Origin of the sequence: Desulfuromonas acetexigens, assembly GCF_900111775.1 — a bacterium.
GTDB lineage: Bacteria > Desulfobacterota > Desulfuromonadia > Desulfuromonadales > Trichloromonadaceae > Trichloromonas > Trichloromonas acetexigens.
The window spans coordinates 186,436-204,508 of record NZ_FOJJ01000039.1 but is presented as its reverse complement, the minus strand read 5'-3'; the positions used below and the strand labels follow the sequence as shown (position 1 = coordinate 204,508).

At 60.4% G+C, this 18,073-nt stretch carries 20 protein-coding genes; 3 read left to right on the top strand and 17 right to left on the bottom strand.

The genetic code is table 11. The features are described from left to right. The 4 genes from BQ4888_RS15660 to BQ4888_RS18015 all read right to left on the bottom strand — a co-directional run. On the bottom strand, nucleotides 1-1,772 hold a 1,772-nt coding region (locus BQ4888_RS15660; RefSeq protein ID WP_240746366.1), incomplete at its 3' end, for a transposase domain-containing protein. A 134-nt stretch (nucleotides 1,773-1,906) separates the two neighbouring features. Next, entirely contained in the window at nucleotides 1,907-2,074 is a 168-nt protein-coding gene (locus BQ4888_RS17630) for a hypothetical protein (protein ID WP_170232904.1), read from the bottom strand. Beyond that, nucleotides 2,071-2,538, bottom strand: coding sequence for a hypothetical protein (locus BQ4888_RS15655; RefSeq protein ID WP_092058351.1), 468 nt, complete (start codon nucleotides 2,536-2,538; stop codon nucleotides 2,071-2,073). Before BQ4888_RS15655 ends, BQ4888_RS17630 begins: the two co-directional genes overlap by 4 nt. Beyond that, the gene (locus tag BQ4888_RS18015) at nucleotides 2,535-2,753 is read right to left on the bottom strand and encodes a helix-turn-helix domain-containing protein (RefSeq protein WP_092058374.1); all 219 of its coding nucleotides are present in this window, start codon (nucleotides 2,751-2,753) and stop codon (nucleotides 2,535-2,537) included. The genes BQ4888_RS15655 and BQ4888_RS18015 overlap by 4 nt, the downstream gene beginning before the upstream one ends. Nucleotides 2,754-3,063: 310 nt before the next feature. On the opposite strand from BQ4888_RS18015, the gene BQ4888_RS15645 reads away from it, so the two are divergent. Both BQ4888_RS15645 and BQ4888_RS15640 read left to right on the top strand, forming a co-directional pair. Further along, nucleotides 3,064-3,717, top strand: a complete 654-nt coding sequence (locus BQ4888_RS15645; protein WP_170232903.1) for a helix-turn-helix domain-containing protein — start codon at nucleotides 3,064-3,066, stop codon at nucleotides 3,715-3,717. Nucleotides 3,718-4,035: 318 nt separating this feature from the next. After that, complete coding sequence (locus BQ4888_RS15640) at nucleotides 4,036-4,932, top strand: SDR family oxidoreductase (protein WP_092058347.1); 897 nt, start codon at nucleotides 4,036-4,038, stop codon at nucleotides 4,930-4,932. A gap of 69 nt (nucleotides 4,933-5,001) precedes the next feature. On the opposite strand, the gene BQ4888_RS15635 is transcribed toward BQ4888_RS15640, so the two are convergent. From BQ4888_RS15635 to BQ4888_RS15580, 12 genes are all read right to left on the bottom strand, one after another. Then, on the bottom strand, nucleotides 5,002-5,394 hold the full coding sequence (locus BQ4888_RS15635) for an iron-sulfur cluster assembly scaffold protein (RefSeq protein WP_092058345.1): 393 nt from the start codon (nucleotides 5,392-5,394) through the stop codon (nucleotides 5,002-5,004). 29 nt (nucleotides 5,395-5,423) lie between these two features. Further along, on the bottom strand, nucleotides 5,424-6,764 hold the full coding sequence (locus tag BQ4888_RS15630) for a M23 family metallopeptidase (RefSeq protein ID WP_092058343.1): 1,341 nt from the start codon (nucleotides 6,762-6,764) through the stop codon (nucleotides 5,424-5,426). A 161-nt stretch (nucleotides 6,765-6,925) separates the two neighbouring features. Beyond that, a complete protein-coding gene (locus tag BQ4888_RS15625; protein ID WP_092058340.1) occupies nucleotides 6,926-7,762 on the bottom strand; it encodes an Mrp/NBP35 family ATP-binding protein in 837 nt (278 codons plus the stop codon). Between the two features lie 62 nt (nucleotides 7,763-7,824). Continuing rightward, nucleotides 7,825-8,208 carry a NifB/NifX family molybdenum-iron cluster-binding protein gene (locus BQ4888_RS15620; RefSeq protein ID WP_092058338.1) on the bottom strand — a complete coding sequence of 128 codons (384 nt, stop codon included), beginning with the start codon at nucleotides 8,206-8,208 and terminating at the stop codon, nucleotides 7,825-7,827. 76 nt (nucleotides 8,209-8,284) lie between these two features. Further along, nucleotides 8,285-8,644, bottom strand: coding sequence for a NifB/NifX family molybdenum-iron cluster-binding protein (locus BQ4888_RS15615; RefSeq protein ID WP_092058336.1), 360 nt, complete (start codon nucleotides 8,642-8,644; stop codon nucleotides 8,285-8,287). Further along, a complete protein-coding gene (locus BQ4888_RS15610; protein WP_092058333.1) occupies nucleotides 8,641-9,087 on the bottom strand; it encodes a NifB/NifX family molybdenum-iron cluster-binding protein in 447 nt (148 codons plus the stop codon). The genes BQ4888_RS15615 and BQ4888_RS15610 overlap by 4 nt, the downstream gene beginning before the upstream one ends. Nucleotides 9,088-9,369: 282 nt before the next feature. Further along, complete coding sequence (locus tag BQ4888_RS15605) at nucleotides 9,370-10,566, bottom strand: cation diffusion facilitator family transporter (RefSeq protein WP_092058331.1); 1,197 nt, start codon at nucleotides 10,564-10,566, stop codon at nucleotides 9,370-9,372. Nucleotides 10,567-10,569: 3 nt separating this feature from the next. Then, a complete protein-coding gene (locus tag BQ4888_RS15600; RefSeq protein WP_092058328.1) occupies nucleotides 10,570-11,601 on the bottom strand; it encodes a putative manganese transporter in 1,032 nt (343 codons plus the stop codon). Nucleotides 11,602-11,619: 18 nt separating this feature from the next. Then, the gene (locus BQ4888_RS15595; protein WP_092058326.1) at nucleotides 11,620-12,930 is read right to left on the bottom strand and encodes a sigma-54 interaction domain-containing protein; all 1,311 of its coding nucleotides are present in this window, start codon (nucleotides 12,928-12,930) and stop codon (nucleotides 11,620-11,622) included. Next, nucleotides 12,908-13,246: a DUF134 domain-containing protein gene (locus tag BQ4888_RS15590; protein WP_092058323.1), complete on the bottom strand. Its 339-nt coding sequence runs from the start codon at nucleotides 13,244-13,246 to the stop codon at nucleotides 12,908-12,910. Before BQ4888_RS15590 ends, BQ4888_RS15595 begins: the two co-directional genes overlap by 23 nt. Before the next feature lie 88 nt (nucleotides 13,247-13,334). Continuing rightward, nucleotides 13,335-14,336 carry an arsenic resistance protein gene (locus BQ4888_RS15585; RefSeq protein ID WP_092058321.1) on the bottom strand — a complete coding sequence of 334 codons (1,002 nt, stop codon included), beginning with the start codon at nucleotides 14,334-14,336 and terminating at the stop codon, nucleotides 13,335-13,337. 78 nt (nucleotides 14,337-14,414) lie between these two features. After that, a complete protein-coding gene (locus BQ4888_RS15580) occupies nucleotides 14,415-14,828 on the bottom strand; it encodes a DUF302 domain-containing protein (RefSeq protein ID WP_092058319.1) in 414 nt (137 codons plus the stop codon). A gap of 158 nt (nucleotides 14,829-14,986) precedes the next feature. Between BQ4888_RS15580 and BQ4888_RS15575 the strand changes: the two genes are divergently transcribed. Continuing rightward, a complete protein-coding gene (locus tag BQ4888_RS15575; RefSeq protein WP_092058316.1) occupies nucleotides 14,987-17,521 on the top strand; it encodes a helicase C-terminal domain-containing protein in 2,535 nt (844 codons plus the stop codon). Between the two features lie 61 nt (nucleotides 17,522-17,582). Here the strand turns inward: BQ4888_RS15575 and BQ4888_RS15570 are convergent, their stop codons facing one another. Continuing rightward, nucleotides 17,583-17,765 (bottom strand): hypothetical protein, encoded by a 183-nt coding sequence (locus BQ4888_RS15570; RefSeq protein ID WP_092058314.1) that lies wholly within the window; start codon nucleotides 17,763-17,765, stop codon nucleotides 17,583-17,585. Nucleotides 17,766-18,073: the final 308 nt, after the last annotated feature.

Sequence of the window (18,073 nt, the reverse complement as noted above, 5' to 3'; positions counted from 1 at the left end):
TTTTTCAGGCTGTGCAGATACATCGCTTCCGCTATTTCCTCGAAATTGTGGGCGCTTGCCGGGTCGGTTTCGGCGCTCTTCTCCTTCTTGCCAAACATCCCCTCGACAATTTTTGACGACGGCGGCGCGGCCGGTGGGGTTTCCTGCGGTAGAAGTTCCGAAGCCTCTATAGCCGTCATCCGTATTTCGGCCTTTTCGATTCCGCGCAAGTGCTTTTTCCGCCGTTTATCCTGCTTGGCGCGTTCGCGGGACGCGTTCCGGTCGTTGAATCCGGCCGGGAGGATACATTCCGCCTCCCCTATTCGCCGCCCGTCCAACTGGTAGACAATCGCGCCCTTGTGCATGTTGGCCGGGTCGAACCGCGCCACCAGCTTTTTCCCCTTGTAGCGGGTCAACTCGTCGCACCAGTAGCGGTTCCCCATGATCTTGATTGATCCGTCTTTGGCGTTGGCCGTGACAGGTTCGGGAGCCAGCAGCCACAAGGCCCGCTGTTCCCGGGTCGCCTTCCTGATTGGCCCCTTGGCGTAAGACTCGGCAAAAACCTCGTCAAAGCTCTTGCCGTTGCAGACCTTAGAACGGCGGCCCGGGCGGGCGTTGTACGCGGCGATTCCCGCCGCCATAAGCGCATCGAATTCTTCCACGGGAATAGGATTGGCCTGGGTTCCACGCCCCGAAAAAGCCGGGTGCTTGTCGATATGCTCGCCAAGTCCGCCAGTACCGAAACATCGTTCAACAGGTTTCGCTTGCCCATGGCCTGGCGTGGCCCAATGAACGGCCGCCCCTAGTTGGGGAATCAGCCCCAGGGGCTCATCAGGCGATATTTTGAAGCGATAGCGGTTTTTTACTCCGCCCGTAACGTCCTTGTTTGCGGCGGCCCGGGTGTTATCTAGAAGAAAATAACTAGGGATTCCGTAGCGTTCTATCAGGTCGCCAATAGAAAGTCGGATTTGGTCCTTGTTCTCTGAAACGTCGAGACGCCAAGCTAGAATCTTCCCTGAATAAATGTCTTGCCATACCCAGGCGGTAGGGCGGCACACCTCGCCGGACTCGAACCGGACATATTTAAAGAAGGTGTAGCCGTCGCCGTTGACCGCTTCGAGAGCCCGAAAAACGGTCTTGTCTCGCTCTTGGGCCGGGTAGCATTTCTTATAGGCGTCTTCGCCTTGGCGCTTCAGTACGATAAGAGCGTGGGGGATTTCGTTTTCGAGCTTGCGCTTGATCGTTTTCAAGCTGGGAAGTTCCCAGCCGTGGGCCTTGGCGGCTCGTTCCGCCCGTTCATAGACGGCTTGGAAGGTGGGCCGCTCGATCCGCAACCAATCGGCCTTGATATAGTCATAGACTTCCGGGCTGGGGTCCTTTTTCGGGCGGTTCCCGCCTCGGGCGTCAACGAGGATTGCCACCCAATCGCCAGGGTCAACGCCTCGGGTTTTTTCAAACCAGACTCTCACCCTGTCCCCGCCTTTTCCAATCTTCGCGCCCACTTCATTACAGGCTGCCGTTATCCCGGTTCCCCGGGCCATGAGAGTTTCCACGGCGCGAACCGCTTCCGCCTTCCGGGCCGCGCCCTCCCTGTTCTTCGTGCTCTTCTGTGCGGCATAGGCATGAAGGGCTTCCCGGTCTTCGTCGGTCAGTCGGGATTCCGCCGAGGGAGCGGCGGGCGCTTCAGGCGCGGCGGCCTCGGGGGTGGAAACGGTCGAGCCCGGGCGGACACAAAGCAGCAAATGGGCGCGGATTCTGGTCTTCTCCTGGTCGCTCAAGGGGAGTTCGTCCACGTTGTACCTGAACCCCCCGCCCTGAACGGTTTCGCCGGTAGGCGGCCAATTTGATTTCTTGGCCCATCGCTGAACGGTCCTTGGCTTTTCGCCAAGCCCGGCCGCGATTTCTTGAACCGTGGCAAGAAACAACGTCATTTCCGGCCCCCCAGGGCCAACATGCAGGCCTTGCAAGTGACTTTCTCGCGGGCGGTTGTGCCGTGATAAGCGGGGCGCGGCTTCGTGGTGCCGATCGTACCGACGCGACAGGCGGGGAGCACATGAGTTTCGGGGTGAAGGGCGGCGTTGTAATGGGTCTTCATTGCCCCAGCTCCTTCAGAAAGAGTTCACGCCGCTTGCGTTCGGCGGCCAACTTCTGTTCTTCTTCCCGAATCCTCTGAACTTCGGCGCGTAAGGCATCGACGCCCGGGAGGGTGTAAATCCCGACGGTCTCGGCCAAAATCCGTATCGGGTCGGTATTGTCCACGGCGGCGCAGAATGCCGGAAGTAGTTCGGCGGGCATCCGGTGGGGGTGGCTTTCCGCCGTCCAACTGTTCAGCATGTTGACCGTGACGGTCTGCCCGGCAAGGTGGGTCATTTCATCGGCTATCGCGTCCCGGCTCTTGGCGGCCTTCTTCATGGCCTGGCGTATCGTCGCCATGAAGCGGGAAGAGATAGACAACCGGCCCGGCTGGGCGGCGATCCGTTCGGCCTGCTCTTGCTTGAGAAGGTCGAAAAGACCAAGCTGCCCGGCATCGTTGACAATTCTTTTCCGGCCCTTTGTCATTGTTTAGCCCGACTTGTTAGGTTAGAATCCTGAACAGCGGAAAACCGCTCTGGCCAAATATCGCGAGGACGAAGCCCAAGCTTCTCGGCAATGGCGGCACAACAACGGACGGAAAGAGCGGGCTTTTTCGCGGCCATGGAAACAGCATTCCGGGAGATCCCCAGCTCTTTGGCGATAGCCGCATAAGAGGAACCACGCGCCCGAAGATTGGCCATGATCCAGACGTTTCTTAATTCGGGATTTCTGGGGGGGCGAGTAGTGAACATTCGACCGGCCCTTTCTGTGGGACGAAGGTGGGAAATCTGTTTGTCTTGTTAAATTAAATACAGGATCATGTGTTTATCGTCAACATAAAAAACCAGTGACGTAGTTTTTGAATTTTTTAATAACTAACATGTTTGGCTGTTTTAAGAAAAAATCTTCAAAAATACTGGATATATACAGAACTGCGTCAATTCAATATTACAAAAATCGAATATGTCGCAGTTCCGGCAAGAGAACTGCGACACCAGAACGGGTGTTTTGATGAGGATTGGGGAAAGGATCAGAATTTTACGCGGGGACCTTCTTCAAGGTGAATTCGCCGAGAAGCTTGGTTTTCACAAGAACACGATAGGGAGATGGGAGCGAGGCGACAGCGTTCCTGATGCCGATAACCTTGCAAAAATATTAGATGTTTATCCTTGGGTTAACCCCGCCTGGCTTGTGTGCGGGGCTGGGGAAATGGAAAGGCGGGATTTTCAAGCTCAATCTATTGAACAAAACGAATTAAATAAATCGTTTTTAGTCAATACACAGATAATTGACCACTATTTAGAATCAGATCATTATAAAGATATACCTTCAAAAAATAGAGGTCTGATATACGCCAAGTTCCACGATCATGTGAAGTCCGGTAATAGCTGGAACCATTTCGTTATCGCTTCAATAATCAGTGAATTTTATAAGCCTTCATTTGCTTTGCATGATTATGATATTGCCAACAAAATAAGAAATCTTGTCGACACAAAACACAAAGACCTTAACTCTGACTCTGAAAAAAACGTTAAATACTGGGAAATTTTCGATGAAATCGACCAACGATTTTGTTTTTTCAGAGCCATAGCCCCGAATGAAGTGAAAAAAGAGATAGTTTCTTGGATAGACAGCCAAATAACAGAGGCGAAAGAGGCCCGGTGAAGGGCGGCCGCTCATGCTCTGTTTTTGGCGTTTGAAGGCTTTTTGAAGGGTCTTGAAGGGTGCCGTGCGATTTAGTGTTTCTATTGTCCGAAAATTGCCGAAGCGCCGTTTTTTAGTGTTTTGAATGTCCGCCGCCGCCCGCCAGGCCCAAAGCGCCGCACGAAGATAACCGCCCGAAAATAAAAGCAGAATCCCGGCCATTCCCGAGCACGCCCGAGCATTCCCGCCTATTCACTAATTTAGTCTTTCTATTGTCCCCCCACATTTATGTCGCGATTTTGACCCAATCAATGCAGAGAATACGTCAAGGAGGTTTCCATGAAGGTCTTTGTCACCGGCGGCACCGGCTTTGTCGGTCAGGAAGTGCTGAAACAGCTCCTCGCGGCGGGTCACGAGGTTCGCGCCCTGGTCCGCGCCGGCAGCGAAAACAAGCTGCCGATCCATCCTCAACTCGATATTTGCCGGGGGGACGCCGTCGATCCTGCGTCCCTCGCCGGCGCCCTGACCGGCTGCGAAGCGGCCATCCAGCTGGTCGGCATCATCCGCGAAATTCCGGCGAAGGGCGTCACTTTCGAGAAGCTGCACGTCGAGACGACGCGCAACCTCCTTGAAGCCGCGAAAAATCAGGGCGTGCGCCGCTATCTGCAGATGAGCGCCAACGGCACCCGGGAAAATGCCGCCACCCCCTATCATCAGAGCAAGTGGCGGGGCGAAGAGTTGGTGCGCGCATCGGGGCTCGACTGGACCATCTTCCGGCCGTCCCTGATCTTCGGCGCCAAGGGGGAATTCGTGCACATGCTCTCCGACCTGGTGCGCAAGCTACCGGTCGTTCCGGTCTTCGGCGACGGCCGGTACCGCATGAGCCCGGTGGCGGTGGAGGATGTGGCGGCGGGCTTCGTCGCCGCTCTGACGAAGCCGGAGAGCATCGGTCAAACCTACTGCTGCTGCGGTCCCACCAGCCTGACCTACGACGAGCTGCTCGACGCCTTCGGCGCCGCCCTCGGCAAGGGCACGGTGCTCAAACTGCATCAGCCCCTGTGCCTGGTCAAACCCCTGGTCAACCTCCTCGAAGGGGTGCCGCGCTTCCCCATCACCTCGGGGCAGCTGACCATGCTCCTCGAAGGGAACGTCTGCGATCCCAAAAACTGGAGCGAAACCTTCGGCATCACCCCCCGGGAGATCAAGGAAGACCTGCGCGCCATCTTTGCCAACTGAGATGCAAAAAACCCTTCTCCAGGCAAAGAGAAGGGTCTGAGGAACAAGGCAAAGCGGCTGTTGTCGGAGTTAACCGGCGGCGGCCGCTTTTTTTCGCTGAATGTCTTTGTATTGGGCGATGGCGGCGCGCAGGGCGCTGGCAGCCAGATTGGAGCAGTGCATCTTCTCGTCCGGCAGGCCGTCAAGGGCGGCGGCGATATTTTCTTCGGTCACCTCGACCAGCACCTCATCGAGACTCTTGCCGATGGCCATCTCGCTCGCCATCGACGAGGTGGCGATGGCGGCGCCGCAGCCATAGATCTTGTACTTCATGTCGCTGATACGGTCATCCTCGATCTTGAGGAAAATCAGCAGACCGTCCCCGCAACCGGGATCGCCGACTTGGACCACCACATTGGCATCCTCGATGATCCCCACATTCCGGGGGTTGGCGAAATGATCCATGACCTTAGCCGTGTACATGAGGTCTCCTTCTTGCCCGGACCCTGCGATCAGGGCGTCAGTTTTTTCTCGTTCTCGGCGGTTTCGACCCGGGCCTGCTGGATATTGCCGCCTTCCAGTTCGGAGAGCAAGCGCACCGCCTCGGCCTGGAAGGCGACGAGATTCCCCTTCGAAACCGGATCGGCGGTGGTCGACTTGACCGTCGCCGGGTTGATCGGTCGTCCGTTCTTGAACATGCGGAAGTCGAGGTGGGGCCCGGTGGCGATGCCGGTGCTGCCGACATAGCCGACCAGATCTCCCTGTTTGAGTCGCTTGCCCACCTTCAAATCCTTGGCGAACTTGTTCAGGTGGATATAGGTCGTTTCATAGCCATTGGCGTGGCGCATACGCACCAGGTTGCCGTTGGAGCGGTCATAGCTCTTTTTGATCACCGTGCCGTCAGCCACGGTCCGCACCGGGGTACCGGTGGGCGCGGCATAATCGATAGCCAGATGCGGCCGCCAGACCCGCAGCACCGGATGAAAGCGTTTTTTCGTGAAGCCGGAGGAAATCCGGGTGAAATTGAGGGGCGCCTTGAGAAAGGCCTTGCGCATCCCTTTGCCGTCAGGCGTGTAATACTGAGGCGGATTGTTCCCATCCTGAAAGAGGATCGCCTGGTAGGGCTTCCCCTGATTGTTGAACTCGGCGGCGAGAATCCGCCCATAGCCGGCGGGCTGACCATCGCGGTAGCGCTTTTCCACCATGGCGGAAAAGGCATCCCCTTCCTGAATGTCGCGGATAAAGTCGATATCCCAGGCGAAAATGTCGGCCAGGGCGACCGCCAGTTCGGCGCTTTCGTTGCTGCTGGCCACCGCCTCAAAAAGGCTGGAGGAGATCGTTCCGTAAATGGTCTCTGTCTGCACCGTGTAGGGAATGGGCACCCGGTCGACGTCGCAGCCCTCTCCTTCGCAGCGGATGCTGAGCTGATTTTCCCGGTCGATGTCGTAGACAAAACTGACCAGGCTGTCATCCTGCAGAGACAGGGAGTAAGGCTGACCGGCTCGCAACTGGGAGAGGGGAAAAACCTTACGGCTGCGCGCAGCCAGATCACTGATCTGCTGCGGGGAGAGGTATTCCCGCAAGAGGGAACTGAAGGTCTCCCCGGGCTGGACGACACCGTCCAACGCCAGATCCCGTGGCGACTCCTCGGCTGGGGCCGCTTCGGGTTCCGTCTCCTCGATTGCCGTCTCGACGACATCCTCATCCACCACCAGGGCGGTTTCGTGTTCCTGCGGTCCGCGGATCAGGAAAAAAGCCAGAACCGCCAGCGCCAGCAGTGCGACCAGCGACTGACGGCGACGACGGCGCCGCCGCCGGACATCCGGGAAAATGAAGCGATGTTTCATGGGCATAGATACCGTCTCCCGAAAGGATTGTGTTTCCGCCCTGTTCGTGCGCGGAAAACCGCCTGTCCAGTAAGATGGATACTACTACCTCATTTCCCCGGATTTTTCCAGTGCAATTTCTTTTTTAGCCAAAATTCCCTTGTCATCTCAGATAGATAACAAATTTCTCAAGCCTTGGCGCACGCCGAAATCTTGCTGACGATAGCCTGGAGCGCCTCAGCGGTGGGATTGGCCCGCCCCTGTGCGACGAAGGGATTGCCCTGGTCGCCATCCCGCATCAGCATCGGATCGATGGGGATCCGACCGAGAAAGGGCACGCCCATTTCCGCGCAGAGGTCGACCCCGCCGTCGGCGGAGAAAAGTTCCTCGACCTTTCCGCAATGGGGGCAGGCATAGCCGCTCATGTTTTCCACCAGGCCGACGATCGGCGCCCCCAGCGCCCGACAGAAGCTGATCGAACGGCGCACATCGGCGATCGCCACCTGCTGCGGCGTCGTCACCACCACCACCTTGGCATCCGGTTGCAGGCGCTGCAACACCGACAGGGGTTCATCCCCGGTGCCCGGGGGGCAATCGACCACCAGGAAATCCCGCTCTCCCCAGTTGACCTCGCGCATGAACTGTTCGATCACCCCGGTTTTGCGCGGGCCGCGCCAGATCACCGGATCGTTACGGCTTTCGACGAGAAAACCGACTGACATGACCCCCAGCTTGTCGCTCCAGGGAACCGGCTGCAACACCCCGTCCTCGAAGCCGGGGACCACCCCCGTGAGCTTGAGCAGATGGGGAACGCTCGGACCATGCACATCCACATCAAGCAGGCCGACATTGAAGCCCGCCAGGGAAAGGCCCACCGCCAGGTTAGTGGCGACGGTACTCTTGCCGACTCCCCCCTTACCCGACAGAACAACGATCTTGTTCTTGATGCCGTTGAGGTTCGCCGTCAGTTTATCCTGACTCGGACAAGACGCCTGTGCGGCACCGCCGCATGCACTAGCACTCATTTCTCAATCTCTCCTTTAACCGCGATTTTATCCTGCAAAACGGGGCTATCACTCCGCCCCAATCAGTGTCCGTGGCCGCCGCCGCACAGGTCGCTGTCGGCGATGGGGCGCACCTGATTGTCCTGATAGGCGGCGATCACCTCGCCAACCGTGTCGCCCGGGCCGACCAGCACTTCGATCCCGGCCTGGGCAAAGCCGATGCGCGGCCGCATGCCGATACCGGCCACCACCAGAGAAGTCGCACCGGCCTGCTGAAGAATCTGTACCGGCACCAGGCAGCCCCCTTCGGAATGCTCGGCGTTGGCCACCGTGCGCACCGACTGGACTTCGCCGTTATTCACGGAAACCAGGGTAAAAACGTCGCAGCGCCCGAAATGCCCGGACCGGTTGGCCTCCAGGCCGCCGGGATACATGGAAGGGATAGCGATGACTTCGACATTGCTCATGGGACGATCTCCTTTGCTGAGGCCCTGAAGAGGGCTTAAGTAGAGTTTGTTTTTGGACAAGCGCCGGGGCTTCGGATCAGGAACCGCCGGTCGCCGAGTCGGCGTCGGCTTCCTGCAACTTGCCGTCACGGTAGGCTTGCAACGTCTCCGCCACGGTGCCGACGGCGCCGTGCATGATTTTCACCCCCGCCGCATGCAGGGACTGATAGGCCTTGGGGCCAGTGACGCCGGTGATCAGCACCGAGGCGCCCCGCTCGGCGACGAGCTTGGCCGCCTGGATTCCCGCCCCTTGAACGGCGTTGCGGGCGGCGGAATTTTCCAGTGGCTCCCAGGACTGGGCGGCTTCATCGTAAAAGAGCAGCCAGTAGGCGCGACCGAAACGCTGGTCCACCGGGCTCTCGGGGGTCGATCCCTGAGCAGTGATGGCAATTTTCATGATTTTTCTCCTTGCTGGTCCCGGCAGGGGCAGGGCTTGGGCGCCAACCGGCGCACGGGACAGGGATGGTTTTCTTCGTTTCCCGGGGTCAGACTCCCCAAGGGTTCACAGCCGCCGGAAAGCCAGCCGCGTAGCACTTCTTCCACTTCGCCGCGAAACCCCCAATGGATTTCGATCCCCTCCGCGACCAGAGCGAGTTGGAAACGGGGATGGATACCGCCGCAGACGACCGCCGCCACCCCCTCCCGGGCCAGCCAGGGCACCAAGGGGGGATCGCTGTAGAGATCCCAGACGCGCGGTTGCAGCTGATCCAGAGAGCGGGTCGCCGGATCGATCTCGGCGAAGAAGAATTCCCGGGCCTGCCCGAAGCGCGGCATAATCCGGCTGCCATAGGCAGGGACGGCGATACGCACAGATTGTCCGGGGGCGGCGTTCGAGTTCATACCTGTCCTTATTCCACAGGACGTGCCAAAACCAACCCGCACAGCGATAAAATTTTTCTTTATTTATTTCAGATAGTTACAAAAGATAAGGAGATAAAGAGAAAACTGATGACGGCGGCATCTGTTGCATGCGCAACAGTTTTGTCCGGGAGAAAGGCGGAAGAACTCGATTTTTTATGAAGAAAGGGTGGAAAGCTGCCTGCAACAAAAATGCAACACCTGCAACGAAAAATGCAACAATCGCTCGTAAAGAGCCAACGCCATGCCCTGGCGAACAGAGAGCTACAGCCGTCCTTCCAGGCAATCCTGCCGGATCTCGGCCAAGACCACTTCGGCCTCCTCCGCCTCCGCCAGGCGGGTCGCCACCTCGGCATTACCCAGGACAAAACCCGGCCCCTTGCCGCCGAGATCCTGAAGAACCACGATCATGTCGAGCTCCTGTTCGAGCAGCCAGCCGGCAACCTTGATCCCCTTGGCTTTTTCCAGGTGCTCATGGGGATTACGGAGAAAATGGTCGGCGCGGATCTCACCGGTTTGGGGGTCGAGCGTCACCAACCGAAACCAGGGAGCTTCCCCGAAATGCCGGGACAGCGTACTCCGGTCAGCCGCCAAAGGCATGGCCAAGATCAGGGTCTCCTTCCGTTGCGGCGCGGAGTGCACCTGCACATGATCGACATGCTCCAGCCGCGAGCGGATCTGCTGCTTCAGTTCCTCCGCCACCTGATGCCCCTTTTCCAGGCTCTCCACCCGCAGCGCCAGATCGAGCTCGACAAATTTGTAGCGGCCGGCGTTGCGCGCCCGCAGTTCGTTGATCCGCGCCACCCGAGGATCGGCGTTGACCACCTCGCGGATCGCCTCGATCCCGGCGGGGTCGAGGGAGGCATCGAGCAGCACCCGAACCGAGTCGAGGAAGATCCCCAGAGCCGCCCGCCCGATAAAGAAGACCGCGACCAGGGCCGCGTAACGATCGAGGCCGATACCGAAAGCCGAACCGAGCAGGGCGGCCATGATCACCAGGGAGGAGAGCATATCGCTCCAGATGTGGCGAGCATCGGCGAGCAGGCTCGGCGAGCCCGTTTGCCGCGCCATCTTCAGCTCGTAACGGGAAAAGACCCAGGCGATGGCGATAGTCAGGGCGACGCCGACGGCGGCGGCGACGCTATTCTCCACAAGGGCCTGGGCAGAGCCGGAAAAGACCTCGCGCACAATCTCATAACCGGCCAAAGCGATGAGCAGCGAGGAGCCGAGAGCCACGAGATTTTCGACCTTATACAGCCCATAGGGAAAGTTCCGGTTGGAACGGCCGGCGATACGGATACCGATCCACACCACCAGGGCGGAAAGAACGTCGGTGGCAGAATGGAGGGCATCGGCGCGCAGCGCCAGGCTCCCCGAAAAAAGGGCCAGCCCCACTTTGATGGTCACCAGTGCCCCATTGACGGCGAGGGACTGAAGGGCGATTTTCTCCGAGAGGTCCACCGATCAGTATCCGATCAGATAAGCGAGACCGCCGACCAGCAGGCCGACCGCCAGATTTATCCCCTTGACCTGGAAAAAATCCCGGCGCGATTCGGCCAGCAGGGGGAGCATGCCGTGACCGTCCTGAACGATGGAGCTGGTCAGCAGCACGCTGAAGGGGATAATCCCCTGGCTGTAGAGGGTGACGAAGATCAGATGCGGTCCCGATTCGGGAACCAGGCCGACCAGTCCGGCGATCAGCAACAGCCACAGGGGGTTGGCAGCGATCCAGCTCTCAAGGTTGAGGGGCTTGAGAAGCAGGTGCATCACCAGCAAGGCCCCGAAGGTCCAGAGGAAGATGCGCGGTGCATGCACCCGCGCCACATGGTGCCAGAGGTGTTCTTCGAGAAAATGATCGGGGACGGTGGCGACGATGAAGAGCCCGGTCAGGGTCGTCAGCAGCAGGGTCAGGCGCACCCAGTTCCAGGCCGGTGGCCCCACCCATCCCGCCGCCAGACTTAAGGAAAAGAGGGTCAGGGTGAGCATCAGCACGGCCCGGGCGAGAGTGCAGTGCCGCCACTGGGCAAGGATCTGACCCCGGGGGAAACAGCGGCACGGTTCCTGTGGGTGATAGGCGATGCCGGGCCCGTCCAGGGGACAGGCGGCCGCGCGTTCCGACACCAACCGATCGGTGAGAATCCCCGCCGCCAGCCCGACCAGCATGAGCACCGAGAAGAGGCCGAGGGAGGCTTGTGGAATCAGGGTGAGCATGACGAAGGATTCGTCGCCGCTGGTGGCGACCATCGCCGCGACCACCGCCCCCAGGGAGACGACCCGGTGCGAGTAGAGGGAAACGACGGCGAAGGCCCCGAGACAGCCGGGGGAGGCGCCGAGAAAAGCCGCCAGCAGATATTGCCGCCAGCGGCTGCCGCGCAGCCCTTCCTGCCAGACCCCTTGGGTGAGAACATTGAGATATTCGATGACCAGCATCATCACGAAGACGAAACCGCTGATCATCAAGGCATGGAGAAAGGTTTCCTGAAGAATGGACAGCATCACGACCTCGCAAGGGGATCAGGCACGGTGCGCTTTTTTCAACCGGCGCCAGAGGGTGGTGCGATTTATCCCCAACTCCCGGGCGGCGCGGGTCTGGTTGCCACCGTGGCGGCGCAGCACCTCGTCCAACGGCTCCGCTGTCGGCGCCGGCGGGGCAAGGGGGGCGCCGGCCGACGCCACTTCGGAAAAGAGTTCGGCAGCAAGCCGTTCGCTTCGCCCCAGAATTACCCCCCGTTCCACCAGATTGAGCAGCTCCCGCACATTGCCGGGATAGTCATGGTCGAGCAGCAGGCGCAGGGCGTCGGGGGTGAAGCCGCGCAATTTCTTGCCGTAGGCGCGATTGAAGCGGTCCAGGGCCATGTCCAGCAGCAGGGGGATATCCTCGCGGCGTTCCCGCAAGGGCGGGATGGAGAGCTTGACGACATTGACCCGAAAGAAGAGATCGCGGCGGAAGGTGCCTTCGGCGACCATCGCTTCCAGATCGCGATGGCTCGCGGCGATGAAGCGCACATCGGCGATGCGCGCTCGCCGCCCGCCGAGGGGCTGGTACTCGCGGTTCTCCAGCACCCGCAGCAACTTGACCTGCAAAGAGAGGGGCAGATCGCCGATTTCATCGAGAAAGAGGGTGCCCTTTTCCGCCTGCTCCAGACGCCCGGGGCGATCGGCCACCGCGCCGGTGTAGGCCCCCTTCTTGGCTCCGAAGATTTCCGCTTCGAGCAGCGTCTCCGGCAGGGCGCCGCAGTTCACCGTGACCAGAGGTCCGCCGCGGCGGGGGCTGAGATCATGCAGGGCGCGGGCAAAAAGCTCCTTGCCGCTGCCACTCTCGCCGTGCAGCAGGACCGTCGCCCCGCTCGCCGCCACGTCGGGCAGGACGTCGAAGAGCCGGCGCATGGCGGGATGGCGGCTGACCAGATCGTGAAAGGTATATTTTTTTTCGACCTCCCGCTGCAGAGCGCGCAGGCGCGAGAGGTCGCGGAAGGTCTCGACCCCGCCGACGGGGCGGCCGGCCTCGTCCCGCAGCACCGAGGCGCTGATCGAGATGGGGATCTCGCGGTTGTCCCGGTCGAGGATATCCACTTCGCGATTGATCACATCGGCGCCGCCGGTCATCGCCTCGCGCACCGGACAAGCGCTGAAACAGACGCTGCTGCGAAAGATCTCGCAGCAGCGTTGCCCCAGCGCCTCGGCCCGGGTAAAGCCGGTGATTTCCTCGGCGGCCCGGTTGAACCAGGTGATCCGCATCTCGTCGTCGACGGTAAAGACGCCGTCGGCGACGCTGTCGAGAATGGTGGCGAGATGGGCGGGATTATCCGTCGGCTTCTCCGTCATCGGACCCTTCCTTCCCGGTCATGCCCTCGGTCCATGGCGCGATATACAGGGCGGCGCCGCTGACCAGGGCGGCAGCGACCTTGCGGCGGGCGCCGGAAACCAGGCGCTGCACCGTCCCCCGGGAAACGCCCATGCGCTCGCCAGCCGTTTCCTGGCTGAGACCGTCAAGATCACAAAGGCGGATCGCCTCCAGTTCGTCGCGATCCAGATCGATGCGCTCCAACTCGGAAAGGGGCGTTCCGGCGGGCTTGAAGACCAAACTGCCGGGCGCCCGATGCGGGCAACAGACACGGGGCTTGCGGGGGCGGGGGGACATAGGAACTCTCCTGTAACAGCCGGGGGACAGCCGTTACCGCCTGTCCCCCGGGAAGACTTTCATATTAAAGGCGCTCCGGCGCCAAAGATCAAGCCTTGGTCGGCGTTTCCCCCGGCGCGGTACCAAAAATACGCGGCACCAAGCGGATATACCAGGCCGCTGACTGAATCTGGATGACGTAGGCCAGGGCGATGAGTAGAGCGATGGTCGACCCCTCCTTGCCGAAAGCGGTCATGGCGATGGCCAGAGCGATGGAAAGGTCGCGCATGACCACGCCGAAGACCATGGCGATGGCATCTTCACGACGGAAGAAGAACTTGCCGACAAGCGACAGCAGCACATAGGAGAGCAAATAGAAGATTGCCAGCGGGATGAGAATCTTCAGGATATCCGCCGGGTTGGCGAGGATCGTCTTAGCCTTCAGGGCCATGGCGACGAAAGCGATCAACGTCACCCCCAGCGCCGAAAAGGGCGGAAACATCGGGCTGTAGACCTCAGCCCAGGCTTTCTGGCCGTGCTTCTTGCGCAGATAGTTCTGGGTCAGAAGTCCCACCACCAGAGGCAGGAAGACGAAGAGACAGATCTGCTGAAACATGTGCAGCATATCCACATCGACCGTTGCCCCCATGAAGACCTTGGTATAGACCGGCGCCGCCAGGGCACCGATGAGCAGACCGAAGACGAGCATTTTGGTCGCCGCCTCCTTGTTTCCCTTGGCAAAACCGGTCCAGGAGATGGTCATGCCCGAGGCCGGCAAGACCCCGATGAGAAAGAGGCCGACCGCCCAGAGCCCGTATTTGGCCTCACTGCCGGTAAAAAAGAGCTTGCCGAGGAAGTAGACAACGAGCGGGATCAGCACAAAGTTGATGATCTGTGTCACAACCTGCAGGCGCAGGTCGGAGCCGGTGAAGACCGAGCGCACGTTTAGGGTCGCCATCATCGGATAGACCATCAGGAAGGTGATGGGGATGATGAGGCTTTTCAGGGGAGCGGCATCGAAAAGATAACCGCCGGCGAGCAGGCCGAGGATCATCGCTACGGGAATCGCCAAGGACAGGTTTTTCTGGAGGATTTTCAAAAAATTGAGCATGGTTCGTTCTCCTCGGGGGTCCGCCGCGACGGGCCCGAAGCCAGGGGTCGTGAAAAAGGAACGTTAGATATCCGCCCGTTACAGGGCTTCCTCGATCATCGCGCGAATCGCGCCGTAGGTCTGCTCCAGGGATTCGGGGAAGACCGCATCGCCGGGAATCAATGAAGCGATCAGTTCCTTGCTGTAGTAGAGAAAACGCACCTCGGTCGCGCCGTCTTTACTGAACGCCATGACGAACTTGGGCATGAGCGGGGCGCGCTCGATGTTGGTCTGGAAACTCTGGGAGGACTTGTCCGGCTTGCAGATCTGGATCATGTGCAGATCGAAATCTTCCGGCATGGGGTGGTTCTTTTCCCGATAGAGATCGGCCATGGCCATGTTGTCCCGATTGTGAATGCTGAAGCCGCGCTTGACGGCGGCTTTTTCGAAATCGGCGACAAAACTGTCGAGGGGTTTGATGGAGTGGGCACGGTAGATTTCCGCTGAATTCATGAAGTTGCTCCTTCGGGTTGATTTGTGTATATGCACAATATTGCCTGATACATTCAGTTGTCAATATATATTTTCTTCGCCATCAAAAAAGCCTGCTCCATTCCTTTCCTTTTCCTGCCCCCTCCCCTATAATGCCGCGACCAAGGAGCCTTCTTCCCATGAATCAAAGCTTTACCGCCGAAACCCGCCTGCTGATGCGCCACGCCATTGCGGCGGCTGGGGGCAACGAGGTCTTTTTTCTCGGCCGCGCCGACAGCGAAGGGCGCGTCTGCGATGCCGAGACACTGGCCCGGGGCAACGCCGAGGCGGTCCCGGCCATCCTCCAGGTCTGCCGCCACGGCGACGTGGTCATCCACAACCACCCTTCGGGAAACCTCCGGCCGTCCCGGGCCGACATCGAAATCGCCGGGCGTCTCGGCGAACTGGGCGTCGGTTTCTTCATTGTGGACAACCCTGTGGAAAATGTGTACAGGGTGGTGGAACCTTTCGCCCCCCACCGGGAAGAGGACGTGGCGCCGGAGCGCATCGACGGGATTCTCGGTCCGGAAGGACTGGTAGCCCGCTCCCTGCCGGACTACGAGGACCGTCCGGAACAGCTGCGCATGGCCTTCGCCGTCGGCGAGGCCTTCAACCACGGCCGCCTGGCGGTAATCGAGGCCGGTACCGGCACCGGCAAGAGCCTCGCCTATCTGGTGCCGGCCATCCTCTGGGCGCTGGCCAACCGCGAACGGGTGGTCGTCTCGACCAATACCATCAATCTTCAGGAACAACTGATCCGCAAGGATCTCCCCTTTCTGCGCCGAGCCACCAACCTGGAATTCAGAGCGGTTCTGGTCAAGGGGCGCAGCAATTACTTCTGCAAGCGCCGGGCGGAAACGGCCCGGCTGGAGCCGGGGCTCTTCGAGGAGGAGTTGAGCGGCGAACTGCGCGCTATTCTCGATTGGGCCGAACGCACCAGCGATGGCTCCAAGGAGGAACTTCCCTTTCTGCCCAAGGAACAGGTCTGGGAAGAGGTGCGCTGTGAAATCGACCAGTGCGCCCGGGTGCGCTGCGCCCATTATGCCGGCTGCTTTTTCCACAAGGCGCGGCGACTGGCGGCCCAGGCCGACCTGCTGGTGGTCAACCACGCCCTGCTCCTCTCGGACCTGGCTCTGCGCATGGCCACCGACAACTACACGACCGCCGCCGTCCTTCCTCCCTTCGACCGCATCATCCTCGACGAGGCCCATCATCTGGAGGATGTCGCCACCAATTTCCTCGCCGGCCAGGTGACGCGCTTTTCCTTCAGCCGCCAACTCGGTAAGCTGCGGCATCCGCGCAAGCCCGAACGGGGCCTGCTGCCGCGCTTCCTCAACGCCCTGGCCCGGGAACTGCCGGAGAATGAGGACCGCCTTTACCGGGAGCTGCACGGCCAGGTCGAGGAACTGCTCAGCGCATGCCAAGCCCTGGGGGAGCAGGCTGTTTTCAACCTGGAGGCCATCGGCGAGGAGCTGGCCCGAGCCCTCGGCAAGGCCATCGGCCCGGGCGAGGCCCTCAAGCAGCGCCTGGTTCCCCCCTTCACCGCCAGCCCCGCCTGGGAATCGATGCGCGAGCGCGTCCGTGAATTGATTCAAGCCGGTGACGGCCTCGGCCGCAAGCTGCGCGAACTGCTCAAGGCCTGCGAGGCCCTGCCCGAGGCGACCCTGGAGCAGCTGCATGGGCAACTGCTCGACCTGCGCGCCCCGGCCGGCCGCCTGGAGGGGATCGCCGGCGATCTGCGCGCCTTTCTCGCCGAGGAGCCGGAGACCTGCGCCTGGCTGGAGGTGAGCCAAGGGCGCATCGGCCGCGGCATGGGGATCGTCACCCGGTTGCAGACCGCCCCTCTCGCTGTCGCCGGGTCTCTGAAACAGGGAATCTACGACCGCTACAAGACGGTGGTCATGACCAGTGCCACCCTGACCGTCGGGCAATCCTTCCGCTATTTTGAGGAACGGGTCGGCCTCGACCGAACCGAACCGGGACGGCTCAGCGAACTGCTCCTCGCCTCCCCCTTCGATTTTGCCCGCCAGGCGCTCCTCGCCATCCCCACCGACCTCCCCGAGCCGGGGCGTCCGGGCTATCCCGAACAGGTTCGCGATCTCACCGAACAGGCGATTCTCGCCGCCGGCGGCCGCAGCTTCGTCCTCTTCACCGCCTATTCCCTATTGCGGCGGGTCCATGGGGAACTGGCACCGGTCCTCGGCGCCCGGGGCTATCATTGCCTGCGCCAGGGGGAAGACAGCCGCCATCGGCTGCTCAAGACCTTCCGCGACGACCCGGCCAGCGTCCTTTTCGGCACCGATTCCTTCTGGGAGGGGGTGGATGTGCCGGGGCGGGCGCTGGAACAGGTGATCATCACCCGGTTGCCCTTCAAAGTGCCGACGGAACCGGTGCTGGAGGCGCGGGCCGAGGCGATCGAGGCACAGGGCGGCGACGCCTTCATGGACTACACCGTCCCCCAGGCGGTCATCAAATTCAAGCAGGGCTTCGGCCGCCTCATCCGCCACCGCGACGATCGCGGAGTGGTGCTGATTCTCGACACACGGGTGGTGAAAAAGGGTTACGGTCGAATCTTTCTCCGCTCCCTGCCGGCGGCGCGCACCCTGGCGGCACCGACGGTGGAAGTTCTGGAAGCGATGCGCTCCTTCTTCCGGCAAGAGGACGCTCCAAAATAAAAGCGGGAACCCCTGGCAGGTTCCCGCTTTCGACAGTCTGGACAATTTTGCATGGGATAGGCTAGCCGATAAGATCCTCCATGATCTTGATGGCGGGACAGATCCCCCGCGCTTTCTGCTCCTCGCGCCAGCGGGCCGCCTCGCAACGCTCGCCGGCGATGCGCCGCAGGGTTTCCCAGCGTTCCGGTGAAAAACCCGCGAATTCGTAACCCGCTCGTCCCAGACTCAACTTTTGTTGGTGCATCCCCGTCATCTCCTCGTCGCTTGCCCCCGATCCGGAAGGCGTGTGGTTGGCACTAGAACCCGCCCCGATGCCGTATACATGAATTCAAGCTAACACGGGCTTTTTTTTCCTGCAACCGCAAAACAGCGGTTTATGTTCCACAAATGGCCATTTCGAGGAAAAATTCGTCATTTGCAGGAAAAAGCCTAGGAAACCTGAGCTTACCCCTTGACCACAATCACTACGGTCGTGGTAATCTTTTATGCATATGTCGCAATGAATAACCGCGCACCAATCCCCGAACCGGACCGACCGCTCCGATTCCTCGC